The organism is Vibrio sp. OPT24, assembly GCF_015163545.1.
Lineage (GTDB): Bacteria > Pseudomonadota > Gammaproteobacteria > Enterobacterales > Vibrionaceae > Vibrio > Vibrio cyclitrophicus.
Genome location: NZ_JADDYI010000048.1, coordinates 177,284 through 196,975 on the forward strand (window position 1 = coordinate 177,284; position 19,692 = coordinate 196,975).

12 protein-coding genes, 1 tRNA gene and 1 riboswitch are annotated in these 19,692 nt (G+C 43.8%); of the genes, 6 read left to right on the forward strand and 7 right to left on the reverse strand.

The window, feature by feature from the left end; translation table 11 throughout:
* Nucleotide 1 precedes the first annotated feature (1 nt).
* The 5 genes from rsxA to IQO02_RS10670 all read right to left on the reverse strand — a co-directional run bounded on the left by rsxA (nt 2) and on the right by IQO02_RS10670 (nt 7,574).
* Nucleotides 2–580, reverse strand: coding sequence for an electron transport complex subunit RsxA (gene rsxA / locus IQO02_RS10650; protein WP_004734039.1), 579 nt, complete (start codon nt 578–580; stop codon nt 2–4).
* 264 nt (nt 581–844) lie between these two features.
* Nucleotides 845–1,849, reverse strand: a complete 1,005-nt coding sequence (locus IQO02_RS10655) for a substrate-binding domain-containing protein (protein WP_010437150.1) — start codon at nt 1,847–1,849, stop codon at nt 845–847.
* A 258-nt stretch (nt 1,850–2,107) separates the two neighbouring features.
* Entirely contained in the window at nt 2,108–5,209 is a 3,102-nt protein-coding gene (locus IQO02_RS10660) for a beta-galactosidase (RefSeq protein WP_016792668.1), read from the reverse strand.
* A 113-nt stretch (nt 5,210–5,322) separates the two neighbouring features.
* On the reverse strand, nt 5,323–6,225 hold the full coding sequence (locus IQO02_RS10665) for a MalM family protein (RefSeq protein ID WP_016799495.1): 903 nt from the start codon (nt 6,223–6,225) through the stop codon (nt 5,323–5,325).
* Between the two features lie 107 nt (nt 6,226–6,332).
* The gene (locus IQO02_RS10670; protein ID WP_010437160.1) at nt 6,333–7,574 is read right to left on the reverse strand and encodes a carbohydrate porin; all 1,242 of its coding nucleotides are present in this window, start codon (nt 7,572–7,574) and stop codon (nt 6,333–6,335) included.
* 844 nt (nt 7,575–8,418) lie between these two features.
* Here IQO02_RS10670 and IQO02_RS10675 point away from each other — a divergent pair.
* Together IQO02_RS10675 and melB are read left to right on the forward strand one after the other, a co-directional pair.
* A complete protein-coding gene (locus IQO02_RS10675; RefSeq protein ID WP_102282739.1) occupies nt 8,419–10,536 on the forward strand; it encodes an alpha-galactosidase in 2,118 nt (705 codons plus the stop codon).
* Nucleotides 10,537–11,013: 477 nt separating this feature from the next.
* Nucleotides 11,014–12,387, forward strand: a complete 1,374-nt coding sequence (melB, locus tag IQO02_RS10680; protein WP_010437169.1) for a melibiose:sodium transporter MelB — start codon at nt 11,014–11,016, stop codon at nt 12,385–12,387.
* Between the two features lie 302 nt (nt 12,388–12,689).
* On the opposite strand, the gene IQO02_RS10685 is transcribed toward melB, so the two are convergent.
* A tRNA-Asn gene (locus IQO02_RS10685) sits at nt 12,690–12,765 on the reverse strand.
* 509 nt (nt 12,766–13,274) lie between these two features.
* On the opposite strand from IQO02_RS10685, the gene uvrB reads away from it, so the two are divergent.
* From uvrB to luxU, 3 genes are all read left to right on the forward strand, one after another.
* Nucleotides 13,275–15,305 (forward strand): excinuclease ABC subunit UvrB, encoded by a 2,031-nt coding sequence (gene uvrB / locus IQO02_RS10690; protein ID WP_016767675.1) that lies wholly within the window; start codon nt 13,275–13,277, stop codon nt 15,303–15,305.
* A 302-nt stretch (nt 15,306–15,607) separates the two neighbouring features.
* A complete protein-coding gene (gene luxO, locus IQO02_RS10695) occupies nt 15,608–16,996 on the forward strand; it encodes a quorum-sensing sigma-54 dependent transcriptional regulator LuxO (protein ID WP_010437172.1) in 1,389 nt (462 codons plus the stop codon).
* 24 nt (nt 16,997–17,020) lie between these two features.
* A complete protein-coding gene (luxU, locus tag IQO02_RS10700; RefSeq protein WP_010437174.1) occupies nt 17,021–17,365 on the forward strand; it encodes a quorum-sensing phosphorelay protein LuxU in 345 nt (114 codons plus the stop codon).
* Between the two features lie 80 nt (nt 17,366–17,445).
* Here the strand turns inward: luxU and IQO02_RS10705 are convergent, their stop codons facing one another.
* Nucleotides 17,446–18,333, reverse strand: a complete 888-nt coding sequence (locus IQO02_RS10705; protein ID WP_010437175.1) for a YvcK family protein — start codon at nt 18,331–18,333, stop codon at nt 17,446–17,448.
* A 194-nt stretch (nt 18,334–18,527) separates the two neighbouring features.
* Nucleotides 18,528–18,680: riboswitch (molybdenum cofactor riboswitch) on the forward strand.
* On the opposite strand from IQO02_RS10705, the gene moaA reads away from it, so the two are divergent.
* On the forward strand, nt 18,669–19,658 hold the full coding sequence (moaA, locus tag IQO02_RS10710) for a GTP 3',8-cyclase MoaA (RefSeq protein ID WP_010437176.1): 990 nt from the start codon (nt 18,669–18,671) through the stop codon (nt 19,656–19,658). (Overlaps the previous riboswitch by 12 nt.)
* Nucleotides 19,659–19,692 lie beyond the last annotated feature (34 nt).

Sequence of the window (19,692 nt, forward strand, 5' to 3'; positions counted from 1 at the left end):
CTTATTTCACCAACCCAGTAAAGCCCATAAATGCCAAAGACATTAAGCCTGCTGTGATCATCGCAATCGATGCGCCTTTGAAGGGCATTGGAACATCAGCAACCGCAATACGTTCACGCATCGCAGCAAATAGGATCAATACAAGAGAGAAACCCACCGCAGCGCCAAAACCATAGATGATCGACTGAATGAAGTTGTGGTTTTCATTGATGTTCAAAAGTGCCACACCTAATACCGCACAGTTGGTGGTGATAAGAGGCAGGAAGATACCCAATAGGCGATAAAGAGTCGGGCTGGTTTTGTGAACGACCATTTCCGTAAATTGAACGACCACCGCGATAACCAAAATGAAGCTCATGGTACGCAGGTATTCAATACCCAGAGGGGTAAGGATGTAGGTTTCTACTAGGTATGCAGATACCGACGCTAACGTCAGAACGAAAGTCGTCGCGAGGCCCATGCCAATCGCAGTCTCCAGTTTCTTGGAGACTCCCATGAAAGGACATAGCCCTAAAAACTTCACTAGCACAAAGTTATTGACCAGCACTGTGCCAACCAACAACAAAAGGTATTCGGTCATAATGGATTAATTCTTGAGATTCCGATCCCGATATTATCCTGCTTTGCTCGCCTAATAACAACCAAGGATCACTAGGGATTTAGATGCTTGGTGAAAAAATAACCAGGTAATCGTTTAATTAAGATGGGTCAGGTTAAGTATAGGTGGGTATTTGATCGTAATAAAAAATAAGATTAACTCAATGATAACTCATCTAATCAATCCTATTTTTTGTAAACAGTATTGAGGGGCAAAATTACGTAGTCTTCAAAAGTTTGAGTTTTCTCAATTAATATTTCGGACAGAGGCTCTACGCACCAAAATTGGCATAAATAATTTGTGCTCCGGATGCTCTTTAGGTTCGTCACTTGCGAGTTGAAGAGAGAGCTTAACTGCTTGGTTTGCCATAACTTGAATTGGATAGCGAATAGTGGTTAATCGAGGATAGATGAAACGTGCAATGTGGCCGTCGTCAAACCCAATAACTGACATATCTTCTGGAATATGAACCCCATTTTCTTGTAATAGTGCCAAACAGCCTGCCGCCATATAGTCGTTATACGTTGCAATGGCAGTTATATCAGTGTTTTTTGCCATCAAGTTAACCATGGCTTGCTCGCCGCCGAGCTCATCAGGTTCTCCATACTCGATGTATTCATCGTTCGATTCAATGCCGTATTCTTTGAGCGCGTCTAAGTAGCCACCTAAACGGTCATGAGCATCTTCAATATTGTGACTCGAGCAAATGTAGCCGATGTGTTTGTGGCCATTTTTAATCAAGTGTTCGGTTGCAATGTAAGAGCCTCGGCGATTATCGAGTGCAATACAGCGGTTTTCGATATCGGGCACAATACGATTGATCAACACCATTCCGGGTACTTCGTTTGCCAGTTTTACTAATTCTTCATCATTAATGCCTTTACTATGAACAACGAGTGATTCGCAGCGGCTGTTAATCAGTAGATTAATGGCATTACGCTCTTTGGTGGCGTCATGATAGCCACTGCCAATCAATAACTGTTTTTCTTGCTCGCTTGCCACGGTATCAATGGCTTTGATCATCGAGCCAAAGAACGGAGCAGAGACATCATTAACTAGTACACCAATCGCATTTGAAGATTTGCTGACTAATGCTCGGGCGTTGGCATTTGGGCGATAGCCGAGTTTTTCCATAGCGGCTTTTACTGCTGCAATCGCGGTTTCACTTGTGTGAGGTGCATTGTTGATTACTCGAGAGGTGGTCGCGATTGATACGCCTGCTTCCTTCGCAACATCTTTGATGGTAGCCATTCCGCTCTCTTATTCTAAATATAATGCTGTGTGCTGATGGTTGGACATTTAACAACGGATAGTTAGGCAATTCAAATGCTAAACATCAAATATGACGAGGTTTAATGGTTTATTTCTGATTGACTTATTCGTTTGAAAATAAAAAGCCAAGCTCTAGTCAAGAGCTCGGCTTTGGAATCACATTGGCGTGTGAATCAAGCTAGTCAGAGCATCGCAAAACCAAGCGGCTTAAGGTCGAGCCGTTGGCTTTAATTTTACTTATGATGTGCTTGTTAGCGTAACCTGATAACGATATTGATTGTCGGTGAGTTGAAACTCTTGGTGAACACTTGGGCTCCAAGAATCATCACCACCAACGCCCATATGTTGGTGATCAACGCGTACATAGATTTTATCTTCACGAGTCAGGTTATTGATATGCTTAGCATCCGTTAATTGTTGCTGGCTGTACTGACTCACACTGAATGAAAAATCGCCTTCGATCCCGATACTTCCCACATTCAAGTTTTTGGTTCCACAACGTAACCCGCTATCGGTTGGGAATATATACGGCGTGTGCATCTGATCCAGTGTTTGTTTGTGTAAACCGAATCGCGCAGCGGCTAAGCGGTCAGGGTAGTTTTCAAACGGCCCTAAACCTTGCCATGAAATCGGTGTTTTATTCGCGGTTTCGATTGGTAAAGGCAGCTCCATTTCAAGACCAATACGCGGCATCGGTGGTAAGTGATCGGCTAAAGTGACATCAACCGCGATATTCATTTCACCTAGGTTATTTAAGGTGTATTGCCATTTTGTAATCGCTTGGATTTGGCCATTAAATTGGTAGGCGAATACTGACGCCACTTGTACTGAATCTGCGAGTGCTTGCACGATACAACTTGTACACTGACGTTCCCATTGACCAATACCTGCAAGTTCCCATCGACAAGCCCATGCGTTCGGGTCGATGTTGTCTATTTCACTGATGCCAATGTCGTTATCTAGTGGCGCACGATAGAAATTATCTTCTGGTGCTTTGAGTACCTGAGGTTGTCCATCGACAATCCAATTCGTAAGTAATCCGCTTTGTGTATCCCATTGCCATTGATGTGTTTCATCTAGGCTAGACACCATCACGTGAGTGTCGTTTTGTTTTACTTGAGGTGCGAGGGCGTTCTTCGGCTCAGGAATTTGTAATCCAGCTTGGTTACGCAAGGCAAACTGTTCCGTTGCACAAACATGGCCTTCTTTCGCCCATTGGGTTGAATGAGTCAGAGTGATATCTGTGTCGAGATGATATTGAGCCTCTGTTTTTGGTACGAACATCAGATCTATTTCAAGAGCTTGCGAGCTGTCTGCCGCAATTGCTAAAATTTGTTTGCCCGATTGAATCGCGATGCCGTTTTCGAGCAATTGCCAGTTCAGTGTTTCATTATCAGTCGCACGGAATAGGTTTTCATTGGTCACCGTTAGGCGGACTTGGTTTTCAGTTTGATCATCCAATGTCACGCTGATCATTCTTTGGCAGTACTTCGCTTCTTCCAAGGTTGGATGTATGCTGCGATCTGGGAAGATCAAACCATTGATGCAGAATTGACGGTCGTTGATCGTGTCACCGAAGTCGCCACCGTATGCCCAGAAGTGTTCACCGTTTTCATCCCATTGGCTTAGGCCTTGGTCAACCCAATCCCAGATGAAGCCGCCTTGCAGGCGAGGGTAGTCTCTGAATGCATCCCAGTAATCGTTAAAGCTACCTAAGCTGTTACCCATTGCGTGCGCGTATTCGCAAAGGATCAGCGGGCGTTGCTCATTAGGTAAAGAAACCCATTTTTTGATAGACCACTTCGGAACCGCATCGTCTTCGATAGTGCTGTTAACACGTGCGTACATTGGAGCAATGATGTCAGTTGCTGTGGTGTTCGAACCGCCGCCTTCGTACTGTATAGGGCGAGAAGGGTCGTACTGTTTCGACCAAGCATACATCGCATTGTGGCTGCTGCCGTGCCCTGACTCGTTGCCCAAAGACCAAATGATAATTGAAGCGTGGTTTTTATCACGCATCACCATTTGTGTGTATCGACTCATATAAGCGTGTGCCCATTGCGGGTCGGCAGACAAGCGGTTCATAGGCTGCATGCCGTGTGTCTCGATGTTTGCTTCATCACACACATATAAACCGTATTCATCACACAGTTCATACCATCTAGGGTGGTTAGGATAGTGAGCTGTGCGTACAGCGTTGAAGTTGTACTGCTTCATTAGACAGATATCACGGATCATATCTTCTTCCGTCATCACATGCCCCAACTCTGGGTGATGCTCATGACGGTTTACGCCGCGAATCAATAGCGGTTTGCCGTTTAGCTTTAGCTGACCGTCGGTCATTTCTATTTTTCGGAAACCAACTTGATAAGCTTCACTTTCTAGGTGTTTACCTTGTTCATCAAGCAATGAAACGACAATTCGATAGAGATTAGGAACTTCTGCGCTCCACTTCTTTGGCTCTCGGACATGAAGAGTTTGGAATACCACATCATTGTATGTCCCACGCTCATCAATGCGGCGATTGTGTGGGCGATCGATAATCGGTTCGGTCACCGCGTGGTTGCCTTCAAACAATTGAACCTGAACTTGGAAGATGTCTGGTGCAGTAATTTTTGTCACGATAGATAGCGAACCATCGCGGTAGCACGAGTCTAAGTCTGGTGTAACGAACACATCTTCAATGCACTGCTTTGGTTTTGCTAGCAAGGTTACATCACGGAAAATACCGCTTAGCCACCACATATCTTGGTCTTCAAGATAACTACCATCACACCAACGCATCACCATTACTGAAAGTGTGTTTTCGCCAACTGTTAGGTACTGAGTTAGGTCAAACTCGGCAGGCAAGCGGCTATCTTGGCTGTAGCCAACCCAGTCACCGTTACACCAAAGATGAAAAGCAGAATTTACACCATCAAAGATAATACGTTGTGTGTTCTCTAAATCTTGTTCCGTTAATGTAACTTGAGTACGGTAACAACCGGTTGGGTTGTCTGCTGGAACGAACGGTGGATTGACTTCAAATGGGTATTTTACGTTAGCGTAAATCGGCTTATCGTAGCCTTGAAGTTGCCAGTTAGCAGGAACAGTTATTTCGTCCCATTGTGAGTCATCAAAACTTGTTTCGATGAACTCACCGTTAACGTTTTCCGGTGTGTCAAAGTATTTGAACTTCCATTGTCCATTAAGAGATTTACGTCGTGATTCAATGCCGTCTCGGGCGTGTTCGAGATTGCGGTAGCTTGATAATGGGCTGTGCGCATTTAGGCAGTGGATATTCACAGACTGCGGGTTTTCCCAATCGCGTCTTTGGATGATGTTTGAAAATGCCTTCATGGTATTCCTACTCTTAAAGTGTTCAATATTGGTAATAATTCTATTAAGTCATCAGTTTTTTAAACCGTGATGACCGTTATCAAATAGTTGGTTCTACGTATTGTTCTGTTGGCTTATTCAGCTAGCTGTTTTAATAAATAACCTTTTGCTTCGGGCATGCCCTGTTCGGCCGCTTGATTAGCAATAAATGCGGCTTGTTTGATGTCATTGTTGTTTAGGGCTTGGTCGATGTCCTTTTGGATATTCAGCCATTGCGCCTTTTGATTGGTTTCAACTGCCTGAGTTGATGGTTGAGAAACTTGCTTTGAACCTAAGGTATCGGGCTCATTGTTGGATGAAACGCCAAGCTCAGCCAATAGAGTCAAAACGGCGTTGTTTGTTGATTTGCTCGCCGTGACATCAATGACACCTACGCTGCTCAACGTGGCAGTCAGAGGCAGTTGCTTATTGCCTATGATTTGCTGAGATTCTGAATACAATTCTTCCGGGCGAATACGGCTGATAGTGCTGTCTAATTTTGTGCTATCGGTACTGACAACAACATATTGTGCATTGTCTCGTTGGGGCATAAGTGAAATGGATACCTCAATTCTTTCTAGGCCTTGCATAGAGGTAGGGTGGTAAGTGAAGTCGTTAGCGTTGTAATGACCTAGCAGTTGCCATTGTTTGTCAAAGACATAAACAGACGGAGCGAAAAGCGCGTCATCTTTAATGTATGAGCGAATTAATAAAGACAGCGATTCTGTCGTGTTACTGATTTGATACGCGATAGTTGGAAAGCGCTGCCTACTTGCCTGTGTATTTTGGTTTAACAATGAAGAGGAGAGGGTCGGTAAATGACCGTCCATAATCACTTGTTGGTGAAATGGAATAGGCAATTGAGTCGTTGGCAGCGCATTTAATTGAGAACAGCATGCACTGTTATTGAAATCAGTATTGAGTTCATTTTCTGGTATTCCGCTGCATGCGCTAACGGTGAGTGCAGCGACAATGGTCACCAATGATTTTAATTTCATCTGATTGCTACCTTAGTAAAGGGGAAAACAGCGGCTTTCCCCGTTAAATTGCTATTCCAGTGTAGAGCGTCAATTCGTTAATTGAATAGACGCTCGGAGGTTGTGGTTTACCACCAAGTTTCTACGTTGAAACCAAAGGTAATCTCATCGACGGTCTCTGCGTTTATGCTCGTCGCCGTGCCATACACTTCGTTACCACGATCCCACTCGTTATTTGATTCAGAGTAAGTTGCAAAGATACGGATTGATGGGCGAGCCCATACCCCTTTGCCAGCTTGGAACATTTGAGCCACGGTCACTTTATACATATCGTTGGTGCCGGCTCCGTTTTGAGCTTCTACCGTTTCGTAACCCACCTCTAATGCTGTCGACATGTAATCTGTCCAAGCATATTGAGGGCGCGCACCCACACTGAACCACTTCTCACCATCGTTGTTATCTAGGTTTTTGTCTTGATAAGCGATGGAGTACATCACTTGAACATCTTCACTGATATTCAAGTCACCGTGGTTAAACAGTCGCCAGCTAGAGCCATCGTGTTCAACGCCCGTGCTGTATTTTCTGTTTGAGCCACCTTCAGCACTCATTAATCCGCCTGCCAACGCATCGGTACCATATTGGAAGGCCAAGGTGTTTGAACCGTAGTTCCAAGCTTGACGGTAAAGTGCAGAGAGCATTGCGCCAGAAGTAGTAATGTCTTTATCGTCGTAGCTCGAGTTCTGCGTGGTTACGTAGTTCAAACCAAGAGTAAGATCTGCTGTGTCACTCAATTCAATGCCGCTCAAGCGAGCATCAATGTTATGAAGACTACGCCCATCGTCACTGGAATTTGGTGCCATCCAGGCTAAGTGAGCATCAGCAAAGCCGAGATCCCAATCTTCAATACCAACACCGGTACTAGATGTATCCCAGTACTTCACATCTATCATGTGGACTTCGTGGCGACGGTAAAAACGTTCACCAGCCCAAATTTTTGCGTTGGGTTGGCCGTCGATAAGGCCATGACCTGCCGACCAAAGTTGGATCGTGCTGACATCCCCCCAGCTATCTCCACTACCCAGGTAGATAGTGGTATCAAAATAGGCGTCATTGTCGCGCCATACATCCGCTTTAACACCGGCTTCCCACCAGTTCAATTCATTGCCTAAACGATAGTTACCGTAACCTTGGCTTGCTCGAATAACGTCGTTTCGTTCTCCTTTTCCATCGTTATGTTGGTCATTGTCGGTGTAGATGTTGCCCCATTTCGCATAACCAAAATACGTTACGTTTTCCACTGCAGCGGAGCTGATTAATGGGGTGAGGGCCAGAGTGAATCCTAATGCTTTAACTAGCATTTTTTGTTTCATGAAGTGTCTCCATTATTTTTTTTATGGATATTTTTATGTTTGAGTCCTAACTCGAGCGAGAGTGTAAATAAACAATGGAAACGTTTTCATGATGAGGTTGGCATTTTTGCTCTATTGATGGGTTTGTGACTATTTTGTGTGATTTTGATCTGATTATTGAGCTTGTAGTGGAGGTTTTATAGCGATTTCTGTGGATTTTTAGTGGAATCGTTTTCTATTTAAGGGGTTGTGGAGGTTGACCGTGCGTTAGAGCTGAAGTTGTTCGTTGTGTTCGGACGTAGGTAATAGTGATGCGAGGCTAGGGCTATCAGTGTCTTGGGGATTTTTTGAGGGGAAAAGCAGCCCAGTCAATGATAACTGGGCATGTGAGACAAGGAAGCAAGTATCAAATTCAATGCTGAAGTTAGGCTACAGGCATTGAGTTCTATACCGTCAAGCTGGAATGTAAAAGTTAGGACCCAGGGAGACACTTCATAGTTGTACTCTAAAGGTTAAGAATACGAGTGTGGTGTGGCGAGTTCAAGAGGAAATGTGTCTGAGCTAATTTTCAAATTACAGCTATATCATAACCCATTGAATTTTATGGGTTTGATTGTTGTTAAACTCCTGTTTATTTTAATATTATAACGCTTTATTTAATGTGGAATACCCCTATTTTTTGGGATCTGGAGTATATGTGTTGAGGTGATTGTTGGTATAAATCTTTGAATTAGGAGGTATTATTTGAACCTATTAATCTTATAATATTTAATGGAAACGTTTTCATGATTTTGGGTTTGATCACAGAAACTCTCAGCTCAATAATTATGATACGGGGTAATTAAACGCCTTAAGGTTAAATAAAATGACGAATAAATCCCTAGTAGAAATTACGGGCAAATACTCGCAACTGATCGTTGAACTTGGTGATTTCGCGGAAATTCTGCATTGGGGAGTTCCAGTTCGTGGCGATCTAGCAAACTTTCGTGTTTCTCTTCAAAGGCCTGTTCCTTACGGTCGCCTTGATAATGATGTTGCTATGTCGCTGAGCCCAGAACTCGGGCGCGGTGTGTTCAGCAGTCCGGCATTAGAAGGACACCGAGACGGATTGGACTGGGCGCCTGTGTTCTCTATTACGGATATTCAACAAACACCATCTAACTTAATCATTGAGAGTGAAGATGTACGTGCAGGCTTACGTTTAACAACCGAGTTATGCCTTGATAAACATGATGTTGTGAAATCTCGTCACACCTTAAGCAACGTTAAAGCCGGCCTTTATCAGGTGAGCCGTCTCGCCAATACATTACCATTACCAGCAAGAGCTAATGAGTTGATGACGTACTACGGCCGCTGGGTACATGAGTTCCAAACGGTGCGTCAACCCTTACAGCAAGGGGGCTATCAACAAGAAAATCGCCGCGGACGAACGTCTCATGAACATTATCCAGCGATGGTTGTTGGTACCGCTAACTTTAATGAAATGGCAGGTGATGTGTGGGGTATTCACTTCGCTTGGAGTGGTAATCACAGACTGCGCGCGGATGTAAAAGCAGACGGTCGTCGCTACGTGCAAGCGGAAGTTATTTATCTACCGGGCGAGATTGCATTGGATGAAGGTGAAAGCTTAACGACACCTTGGTTATATGCCAGTTTCAGCTCGGAAGGCCTAAATGGAATGAGCCACCAATTCCACTCCCACGTGAGAGGTTCCATCTTGCCGGAGTCTTTCGTACAAAAGCCTCGACCTATCCATCTTAATACATGGGAAGGCATCTATTTTGACCATGATCCTGATTATATTATGTCGATGGCTAGCCAAGCTGCGGATATGGGAGTAGAGCGCTTTATCATTGATGATGGCTGGTTCAAAGGGCGCTGTGGAGACAAGGCCGCACTAGGGGATTGGTTCTTAGATGAAAAAAAATACCCAAGTGGTTTAGAGCCGATAGTTGAACACGTTAATCAATTAGGTATGGAGTTTGGATTGTGGTTTGAACCTGAGATGATCAATAAGGATTCTGACTTATACCGAACCCACTCAGACTGGTTGCTCGCGGTGGACGGCTATGACCAACCAACTGGTCGCAATCAATATGTTATCAATCTTCAGAATCAACAAGCATTCGACTTTCTGTTTGAACGTCTTGATCATTTCTTAAGTAAGTACAACATTGCTTACATTAAGTGGGATATGAACCGAGAAGTTGTACAACCTGCGCATTTAGGCAGGGCTGCAGCTCATCAACAAACCGTTCGCTATTATGAGTTGGTCGATAAAGTCCGAGATAAGCACCCTATGGTTGATATTGAATCTTGTGCGGCTGGAGGTGGTCGTATCGATTTTGAGGTTCTTAAGCGTACGCAACGTTTTTGGGCTTCAGATAACAATGATGCATTAGAAAGGCAAACTATTCAGCGCGGGATGAGCTACTTCTTCCCTCCTGAGGTAATGGGAAGTCATATAGGTGCGAGCCACTGCCATAGCACCCGTCGTCGTCATAGTATTGAGTTTCGTGGCCTGACAGCACTGTTTGGTCATATGGGGATTGAATTAGACCCTGTAAAAGAAGTTCAAGAAGAGAAACAGGGTTTTGAGCACTACATAAAGCTACATAAGATGCTGCGTCCGTTACTGCATAGCGGGAGAACTTGGCGAGTTCCAACGGACGATAGTGCCCATCAAATCCATGCGGTCGTTTCCGAAGATGTGTCAGAAGCTGTTGTGATGATTGCACAGCTGGCAATGCCAACTAATTCGTTGAGCGGTCATTTGCGCATACCTGGGCTAGATCCACAAAGCTTATACAAAGTTTCTGTGATTGATAAACCGTTAAACTACGACGATATTGTGAATTATCAACCACCATGGACAGAAGCTGGCTGTGAGCTATCAGGTGCTTGGTGTGCTGAGGTTGGTCTAACGATGCCAATACTTGATGCAGAAACAGCGATGCTGATTAAGTTTGAACGTATCGACTAAGTTTTAGCTTCGACTTTTATATTTGACGAACCGCGTAGGTGCACTTACGCGGTTTTTTATTGCCTTCAATAAGTCATCAATAATTATCTAATAGGCTTAAAGCGACCTTACTAGCGTAAGGGGGCTAGGTAATACACAATTTAATATGACGTAGTGTAATCGTTTTCATGCTTAATCTTGCCTTGTTAGCTGTTTTTAGCGCTTTAATTACCGGTATTTCCTAGAAAATGTTTTTTTTTATTGTTCGATCTCTCACTTTAGATAGTTGACTGAAAACGTTTCCATTTGAATGGTTGTTGATCACAGTATCTGTTCGTTGGAATGGTTACATTAGCGTCGGACTTGATACTTGAGTGTTTTAAGAAGCGACCATAGAGTGGCTCTAAAACAGAACTTGAGTGGATAAATTATTATAAATAAAAGGTAAGCGTTTCAACGTCTGTTAGGAGATGAAGTTACGCGCCTGAAGGAAATACTATGTCTGATCAAATTACTCTACAAACCAAATTATCTTATGGACTTGGGGCTTTAGGTAAAGATTTTGCCTGTGCTCCGATCTACATTTTCTTAATGTTTTACTTTACCGACGTTGCTGGGTTGTCAGCGGCATTTGTGGGTACTATTTTTTTGGCCGCGCGCATTGTCGATGCGGTCACCGACCCAATGATGGGCGTTATCGTTGATAACACGCGCTCTAGATTTGGTAAATTTCGTCCTTGGATTGTTATTGGTACCTTATTAAATGCTGTAGTGCTAGTGGGTCTTTTTAGTACGCATATGTTTGAAGGCACTACGTTATACATTTATGCAGCCGCTGCTTATATTCTGTGGGGGCTTACGTACACCATTATGGATATTCCATACTGGTCTATGATTCCTGCGTTATCTAGCTCTCGTCAAGAACGTGAAAAGCTTGTTGTGTGGCCGAGACTGTTTGCTAGCTTAGCGTGGTTTGTCACTGGTACTTATGGTTTACACATTGTTGGTAAGCTTGGTGATGGTGACCAAGGGCAAGGCTTCTTCAACGTAGCTATTTTGATTGCGGTATTGTTCGTGATGAGTGCGTTTTTGATTGCTCGTAACGTGAAAGAAAAATCTGCACCGGCGAATGCTAAACCAGCAGAACGCTTCAGTTTTAAAGATGTACTGGTTATCATTGGTAAGAATGACCAGCTAAAAGCACTTATTGGTACCGTATTGTCGTTCCAAATAGCAAACTTGCTAGTTGGTGGTTTTGCGATTTACTACTTTTCTTATGCCTTAGGCAATGCTGACCTGTTCCCAGTATATATGATGGTCGCAGGTGTCGCTGAAGTCGCTGGTGTTTTCTTGTTCCCTCGTATTGCATCAGTGTTACCACGCAAGCACTTATGGGTTATTGCTTGTGGCTTCCCAGTGCTGTCTTGTATCACGCTACTTATCATGGGCTTTATCGCACCAGGTAGCGCGATTCTAATCGGTATCGCAGGCGCTGCAATCAAGTTTGGTGTCGGTATCGCTAACGCACTGCAAACTGTAATGCTTGCCGATGTCGTGGATTACGGTGAGCACAAAACAGGTCGTCGCAGTGAGAGTGTTATCTTCTCTGTTCAAACGATGCTTGTTAAGTTTGCAGGCGCGGCTGGTGGTTTTATTGTTGGTATGGGGTTGTCGGTGGTAGGTTATGTACCAAACGTTGAACAGTCTGACAGTACAATTATGGGTTTACAGTTCATGATGGTAGGAGTCCCTGCGATTCTAATGACGGTAAGTGCTCTTGTTTATAAACGTTACTACCATCTACACGAAGGTTTTGATAAAGACCAAGCTGATAAAGAAACTCCGGTAAATGTTATTACTGCAGAAGCATAACCGCTAAAACGACGTCTAATCTAGAATAAAACTCAGTTTAGTCACTAAGCTCCAACGCCTCCTAGTGAGGCGTTTTTTATGGATGTTAATTATTAATACTGAGTTCACCGAGTTCTGCTGTAACTAAAACGCAAAAAGCCGCATCGAGTGATGCGGCTTCTTAAGTTTGGCCTCTCTTCTGAGGCTCGAAAACGGGCGTGTAGCAAGGTCCGGCGATTCGGGTGTGACCTTAACTTGGAACAAGTTAGTCGCAGTTATATACGAGAAGAGCCCAATCTTTCGATTGGGCTCTTTTCTGAATTTGGCTCCCCTTGCAAGACTTGAACTTGCGACATACGGATTAACAGTCCGCCGTTCTACCAACTGAACTAAAGGGGAATTGCTTGTTAGCGATGCGAATTTTAATAATAGTCCGATTTTCTGTCAACAAAAAATAGCAGAAAAAAGTAAGATAAAAAACTTTACTTTCTTGAACACCTTATCGGATTTAGCTTTGCTTTAGTTATCCACCAAAATTGTGGATAAGTGTGTGTGTGAAATCTTAACAACAATAATCGGGATAAATCTGAAAATGTAAAAAATACAAATAAAGTAATGTATTTAAAGAGTTTGTATTGAAATATCGCTGTTGTATAACTTTTTTAGATTATAAAGAAAACAGCAGAACAAGCGGTATTTTTAGATTTTTTGGGGAAAAGTAGTGGATTAAAATTAGAGTAATATAGCTGAAGAAACTTTGCAGGGGCACGGATGATACCAAGTTATAAAAATAAAAGCTATAACTGATATCAGATCTTAAGATGCGTTTCTCTAGATAATAGTTGCAACGACACTCCTCCTAGAGTGACAATGACCTGATTATAAAAACAGTATGGAAATGGCGACCTATGAGTAAACTCTTTGACTTGGTATCGGACTACAGCCCGTCCGGTGACCAGCCGACTGCGATAACCAAATTATTGGACGGACTAGATTCCGGTTTGGCACATCAAACTTTATTAGGGGTAACAGGCTCTGGTAAAACCTTTACTCTTGCCAACGTCATTTCCCAATCTCAAAGACCTGCGATCCTGTTAGCGCCTAATAAGACATTGGCGGCTCAACTTTACGGTGAGATGAAATCTTTCTTTCCAAACAATGCCGTTGAGTATTTCGTTTCTTACTACGATTACTACCAACCTGAAGCCTACGTTCCAACCACGGACACGTTCATCGAGAAAGATGCGTCTGTGAACGCTCATATTGAACAGATGAGGCTTTCGGCAACCAAAGCCTTACTCGAGCGAAAAGACGCCATCATTGTGGCTTCTGTGTCGGCTATCTACGGTCTTGGTGATCCTAAGTCTTACTTGAAGATGATGCTTCATTTGAGTCGCGGTGAGGTGATGGATCAGCGTGATATTTTACGCCGCTTGGCTGAGCTGCAATATTCAAGAAACGATGTCGCCTTTGAACGTGGTCAGTTCCGTGTTCGTGGTGAAGTGATCGATATCTTCCCGGCTGAATCTGACCAAGATGCGGTTCGAATTGAGATGTTCGATGACGAAGTCGATTGTATTAGTATTTTTGATCCACTGACTGGTGCGATTAAGCAAAGAGACTTACCACGCTTTACGGTCTATCCAAAAACTCACTATGTAACCCCAAGAGAAAAAATCCTTGAAGCGATTGAGAAGATTAAAGATGAATTGCGCGATAGGGCTCAATACCTAAAAGACAACAACAAACTGTTAGAAGAACAACGTATCTCTCAAAGAACACAGTTTGATATCGAGATGATGACTGAGCTTGGCTTTTGTTCGGGTATCGAAAACTATTCACGATACTTAAGCGGTCGTGCGGAAGGGGAAGCGCCCCCTACGCTGTTCGATTATTTACCTAACGATGGCCTGCTGATCATCGATGAGTCACACGTAACGGTGCCGCAAATTGGTGCCATGTATAAAGGTGACCGATCTCGGAAAGAAACCTTGGTTGAGTTTGGTTTCAGGCTGCCTTCTGCGCTGGATAACCGTCCTATGAAGTTTGACGAGTTTGAATCGATCGCTCCGCAGACGATATTCGTTTCAGCAACGCCTGGTAACTATGAGATAGAAAAATCAGATGGCGAAATTGCCGATCAAGTGGTTCGTCCGACGGGTTTGCTTGACCCTATTATTGAAGTTCGTCCGGTTGCTACTCAGGTTGATGACTTGTTATCTGAGATAAGAATACGCTCTGTTAAGGAAGAGCGAGTGTTGGTCACGACGCTAACGAAACGAATGGCAGAAGATTTAACAGAGTATCTCAGTGAACACGGGGTTAAAGTGCGTTACTTACACTCAGATATCGACACCGTTGAGCGTGTCGAGATCATTCGAGATCTACGTTTGGGCGAGTTTGATGTGTTAGTGGGTATTAACTTACTTCGTGAAGGTTTGGATATGCCTGAAGTATCGCTGGTGGCGATTCTTGATGCTGACAAAGAGGGCTTCTTGCGATCTGAACGTTCTCTTATTCAAACGATTGGTCGTGCGGCACGTAACTTGGAGGGTCGAGCGATCTTGTATGGAGACTCAATTACTAAGTCGATGAGAAAAGCGATTGATGAAACCGACCGTCGCAGGGAGAAACAACAGGCTTACAATGAAGAGCAAGGCATCACTCCGCAAGCACTGAAACGTAATATCAAAGATATTATGGAGCTGGGTGATCTCACTAAGTCGAAACAGCAGCGACAATCTAAGCAGGTTCCACTATCGAAAGTCGCCGAGCCTTCTGAAAATTACACCGTGCTTACCCCGCAGCAGCTTGATAAAGAGATCAGTAAGCTAGAAGCTACGATGTATCAACATGCTCAGAACTTGGAATTTGAATTAGCGGCGCAAAAGCGTGATGAGATAGAGCAGTTGAGAAAGCAGTTCATTACCAACAGCTAATCTCAATTCTTATTCAAGAAGTTTATATCGGAAAAATTTAAAGTGGAGAGTGTTTCAGACAAAAAACAGCCAGTAGTAAATGTTCTACTGGCTTACGTTTGTGAACACTGAGTCCACTAACAACGTCAGTTGGCTAGGTGACCCGAAGGTCAATCTAGCCGTTGCATCGTTCGTGCCATGTAGCTAATACATTGATTATTTGAAGCAGGTAGAGAAATATAATACAAATACCGTGGTTGATTTGCATAATGCAAAGCGGAATGCGACTATAATAAGAAATGCAAATTATAAATGGCTAGGATATGCAATCAAAAACGCTAGATAACAAATCAAAGTATTTGTTGATGGTGGAGGATACGGCTTCGGTCGCCGCTTTATATCGCTCGTATCTTACACCGCTCGAAATTGATATCAACATTGTCGGCACAGGTCGCGATGCAATTGAGAGTTTGAATCATCGAATCCCTGACCTCATCTTATTAGATCTGCGCCTTCCTGATATGACGGGTATGGACGTACTATTTGCTGTAAAACAAAAATACCCAGAAGTCCCCGTTATCTTCATGACGGCTCACGGCTCTATCGATACCGCAGTAGAAGCCATGCGTCATGGTTCTCAAGATTTCCTTATTAAACCTTGTGAAGCCGATCGACTCCGTATAACGGTGAATAACGCGATACGCAAAGCCACTAAACTGAAGAACAGTTCTGAAAACCCGGGTAATCAAAACTATCAAGGATTCATCGGTAGTAGCCAAACCATGCAGCAGGTTTATCGAACTATCGATTCCGCGGCATCGAGTAAAGCGAGTATTTTCATTACCGGTGAAAGTGGTACCGGAAAAGAGGTGTGTGCAGAAGCGATTCACGCGGCGAGTAAGCGTGGTGATAAGCCATTCATTGCGATTAACTGTGCGGCTATTCCTAAAGATTTAATCGAAAGTGAGCTGTTTGGTCACGTAAAAGGTGCCTTTACTGGCGCTGCAACCGATCGTCAAGGTGCGGCTGAACTTGCCGATGGTGGAACCTTGTTCCTCGATGAGTTGTGTGAGATGGATCTTGAGCTACAAACCAAGCTTTTGCGTTTTATTCAAACGGGTACTTTCCAAAAAGTAGGCTCTTCGAAGATGAAGAGTGTGGATGTTCGTTTTGTATGTGCAACCAACCGAGACCCTTGGAAAGAAGTCCAAGAAGGTCGCTTTAGAGAAGATTTATACTACCGTTTATATGTAATTCCACTGCACCTACCGCCATTGCGTGAGCGTGGCGAGGATGTTATCGAGATTGCATATTCACTGCTGGGCTACATGTCTGTTGAGGAAGGTAAGGCCTTTGTTCGTTTTGCTCAGGAAGTGCTGGACCGCTTTAACCAATACGAGTGGCCGGGTAACGTTCGTCAGCTACAAAATGTGTTGCGAAACGTGGTGGTACTGAACAATGGTAAAGAGATTACCCTGAACATGCTTCCACCTCCACTGAACCAGCCGATTGAGAGCAGTCTGCGGTTGAAAGAGATGCAAAATGAAGACATCACTGTAAAAGACATTTTCCCATTGTGGATCACTGAAAAAACAGCGATTGAACAGGCCATAAAAGCATGTGATGGCAACATCCCTCGTGCGGCAGGCTTCTTAGATGTCAGTCCATCGACGATATATCGTAAGTTACAAACGTGGAATGCGAAGCAGTAGTCACTAAACAATAAGAAAAGAACAATGACGAAAGTATTAAATCAGCAAAAAGTTGATGAGCTTGCCAGTGAAATAGGGCCAGAGAATGTGCCAGTTTTATTGGACATCTTTTTAGGTGAATTGAAAGGTTATTATGAGCATCTAGAGCTTAATAAAGATAACGATACTTCCAAATATTTGGCTGATATTAGCCATGCACTTAAAAGCAGTGCGGCGAGTTTTGGCGCAGATTCATTGTGCAGTTTTGCGATCAGCTTGGATGCAAAAGTAAAACAAGCCTTGCCTGTGACAGAGGTTGATTTTCAAAATATGCAAGAACTGTTGCTAACAACTTATCAGGAATATCAGCAGTTGATGACCGACATCTAAAACCGCTGATGGCGACGTATACTAGATACAGGCACAAAAAAAGGAGCGTTATGCTCCTTTTTTACATCATCAATATGGACCTAGGCTAGCTGGAATCTAATTGCCTGCTGAAGCTTTACACGGTCATGTCGCCAATCTCGATTGGGAGAAGCAAGGTCAGTGGTTATACAGTTCCAGAGTCCTTCAAGTTCAGGGTGTGGAGCATTGCCCAGCACGACATCGATTTTTCTCGCTTTACAGGTGCGCTCACACCACTCTAATTGTTCTTGAAGGGTCATTTTCCCTGCAGGGCCGTGCTCTGGCGAAAGGTTTTCAACGAAGATAACTTTAGCCTTAGCGTTCTCCGAGATTGCTTTACCAATTTCAGGCAGAAGAAGCGGGGGCATCACACTGGTCAGAAAGCTGCCAGGACCAAGAACGATACAGTCTGCTTGTTCGACGGCCGCAACGGCTTCTTTGGTTGCGGGGACTTCTGGCGACAAATCCATCATGCGTAGCTTTTCGGTCATGTCATCAACATTGGTTTCGCCGGTTACCCAACGACCGTCCATGGATAGGGCTGTGAGGTCAGAAGGGTGCTCCGTCATTGGGACGATATTGACATCGACCTTGAGCATATTTCGAATTAGGTTAATCGCTTCTAGTGGGCGAACCGAGAGGTTGTCTAATGCAGTGAGCATTAGGTTACCTAAGTTATGACCGTCGAGTTCGCCTTGGCCGCGAAAGCGGTATTCGAACATCATCGAGCTAATTGAAGGTTCTGTTATTAATTGGTTGATACAGTTGCGTGTATCTCCCCAAGCGATACCACCTTGGCAGTCTCGAATTCGTCCTGTTGAGCCGCCATTATCCGTTGTTGCAACAATGCCAGTTGCGTTGTTACCAAAGTCTTTTAGTGCAGCAAGCATACGACCTAAGCCATGGCCTCCACCGATTGCTACGACTTTCTTTGAAGCGTAAATATTCATTTTTTATTCTTGTTAGATTATTACCAACTATAATTTAGGTTAAATACTTCTCGCTATATACTCAACAAGAGTTATTTTGAGCGTTTGATACGTTTTTTTTGCCGATGTGGCCCGTTTTTTACCATCAGAGCTAGATTCACGTACAAATATTAAGTATTTTATTACTCAGCTACTGCGCGTGTGAATATAACGTGCAGTTGCCATAACTCCGAGCTCTCGCATGCTAAGTCGCACAGTGGTATTTGCTGTACCGATACGCATCAAGAGCCAGTGACATGTTGTCACAAGGGCTTAATTGGAAATGATTATGCCTCCCGTGTTTGGAAAGGTGTTCCGTGGCGCAACAATTCGAAGATAGATTCCATCGCAAGTTTTATTACTTGCGCTTGTCGGTTACAGACGTCTGTAACTTTAAATGTACTTACTGCTTGCCAGATGGTTATAAACCGTCAGGGCAAAAAAATTCGTCTTTTTTAAGTGTTCCCGAGATCAAACGCGTTGTTAAAGCGTTTGCAGATTGTGGTACCTCAAAGATCCGCATTACAGGCGGAGAGCCGAGCCTGCGTAAAGACTTTCCTGAAATCATACATACCGTCGCTTCTACTCCTGGCATCGAAAAAGTAGCCACCACAACTAATGGCTACCGCATGGAGAAACAAGTAGAGCAATGGCGTGATGCTGGTTTAACCCACATAAACGTTAGCGTGGATAGTTTAGATTCGCGTATGTTCCATCAGATCACTGGTGAGAATAAGTTTACAGAGGTTATGCGAGGTATTGATAAAGCGTTTGAGGTTGGCTTTGAACAAGTCAAAGTAAACGTCGTATTAATGAAAGACCTCAATAGTCAGGAGTTACCAGCCTTCCTTAATTGGATCAAAGACAAACCTATTCAATTACGTTTTATCGAGCTTATGAAAACCGGCGAGATGGACGAGTTGTTCGATAAACACCATGTTTCTGGCGTTGCGATTCGCAATCAGCTTATTGCTAATGGTTGGCTATTAAAAGTCAAAGCCGTTAATGATGGTCCGGCACAAGTGTTTGTCCACCCAGACTACAAGGGTGAAATCGGTTTAATCATGCCTTATGAGAAAGACTTTTGTGAGAGTTGTAACCGACTGCGCGTTTCAGCGACCGGTAAACTTCACCTATGTCTGTTTGGCGACCACGGTGTTGAACTGCGAGATCTGATTCAAGAAGATCAACAAGAGCAAGAGCTCATTGATCGAATTCAGGCTCAGCTTCAAACTAAGTCCGTTAGCCACTTCTTACACGATGGCAACAGCGGCATGACTCCAAACTTGGCGTCAATCGGCGGTTAACCCGCTACACACTCTAAAGCATTTTATCGCTCAG

Bases quoted from the DNA above. Each gene is read 5' to 3' on its own strand.
- rsxA (WP_004734039.1), bottom strand. From the start codon at position 580: ATGACCGAATACCTTTTGTTGTTGGTTGGCACAGTGCTGGTCAATAAC.
- IQO02_RS10655 (WP_010437150.1), bottom strand. From the start codon at position 1,849: ATGGCTACCATCAAAGATGTTGCGAAGGAAGCAGGCGTATCAATCGCG.
- IQO02_RS10660 (WP_016792668.1), bottom strand. From the start codon at position 5,209: ATGAAGGCATTTTCAAACATCATCCAAAGACGCGATTGGGAAAACCCG.
- IQO02_RS10665 (WP_016799495.1), bottom strand. From the start codon at position 6,225: ATGAAATTAAAATCATTGGTGACCATTGTCGCTGCACTCACCGTTAGC.
- IQO02_RS10670 (WP_010437160.1), bottom strand. From the start codon at position 7,574: ATGAAACAAAAAATGCTAGTTAAAGCATTAGGATTCACTCTGGCCCTC.
- IQO02_RS10675 (WP_102282739.1), top strand. From the start codon at position 8,419: ATGACGAATAAATCCCTAGTAGAAATTACGGGCAAATACTCGCAACTG.
- melB (WP_010437169.1), top strand. From the start codon at position 11,014: ATGTCTGATCAAATTACTCTACAAACCAAATTATCTTATGGACTTGGG.
- uvrB (WP_016767675.1), top strand. From the start codon at position 13,275: ATGAGTAAACTCTTTGACTTGGTATCGGACTACAGCCCGTCCGGTGAC.
- luxO (WP_010437172.1), top strand. From the start codon at position 15,608: ATGCAATCAAAAACGCTAGATAACAAATCAAAGTATTTGTTGATGGTG.
- luxU (WP_010437174.1), top strand. From the start codon at position 17,021: ATGACGAAAGTATTAAATCAGCAAAAAGTTGATGAGCTTGCCAGTGAA.
- IQO02_RS10705 (WP_010437175.1), bottom strand. From the start codon at position 18,333: ATGAATATTTACGCTTCAAAGAAAGTCGTAGCAATCGGTGGAGGCCAT.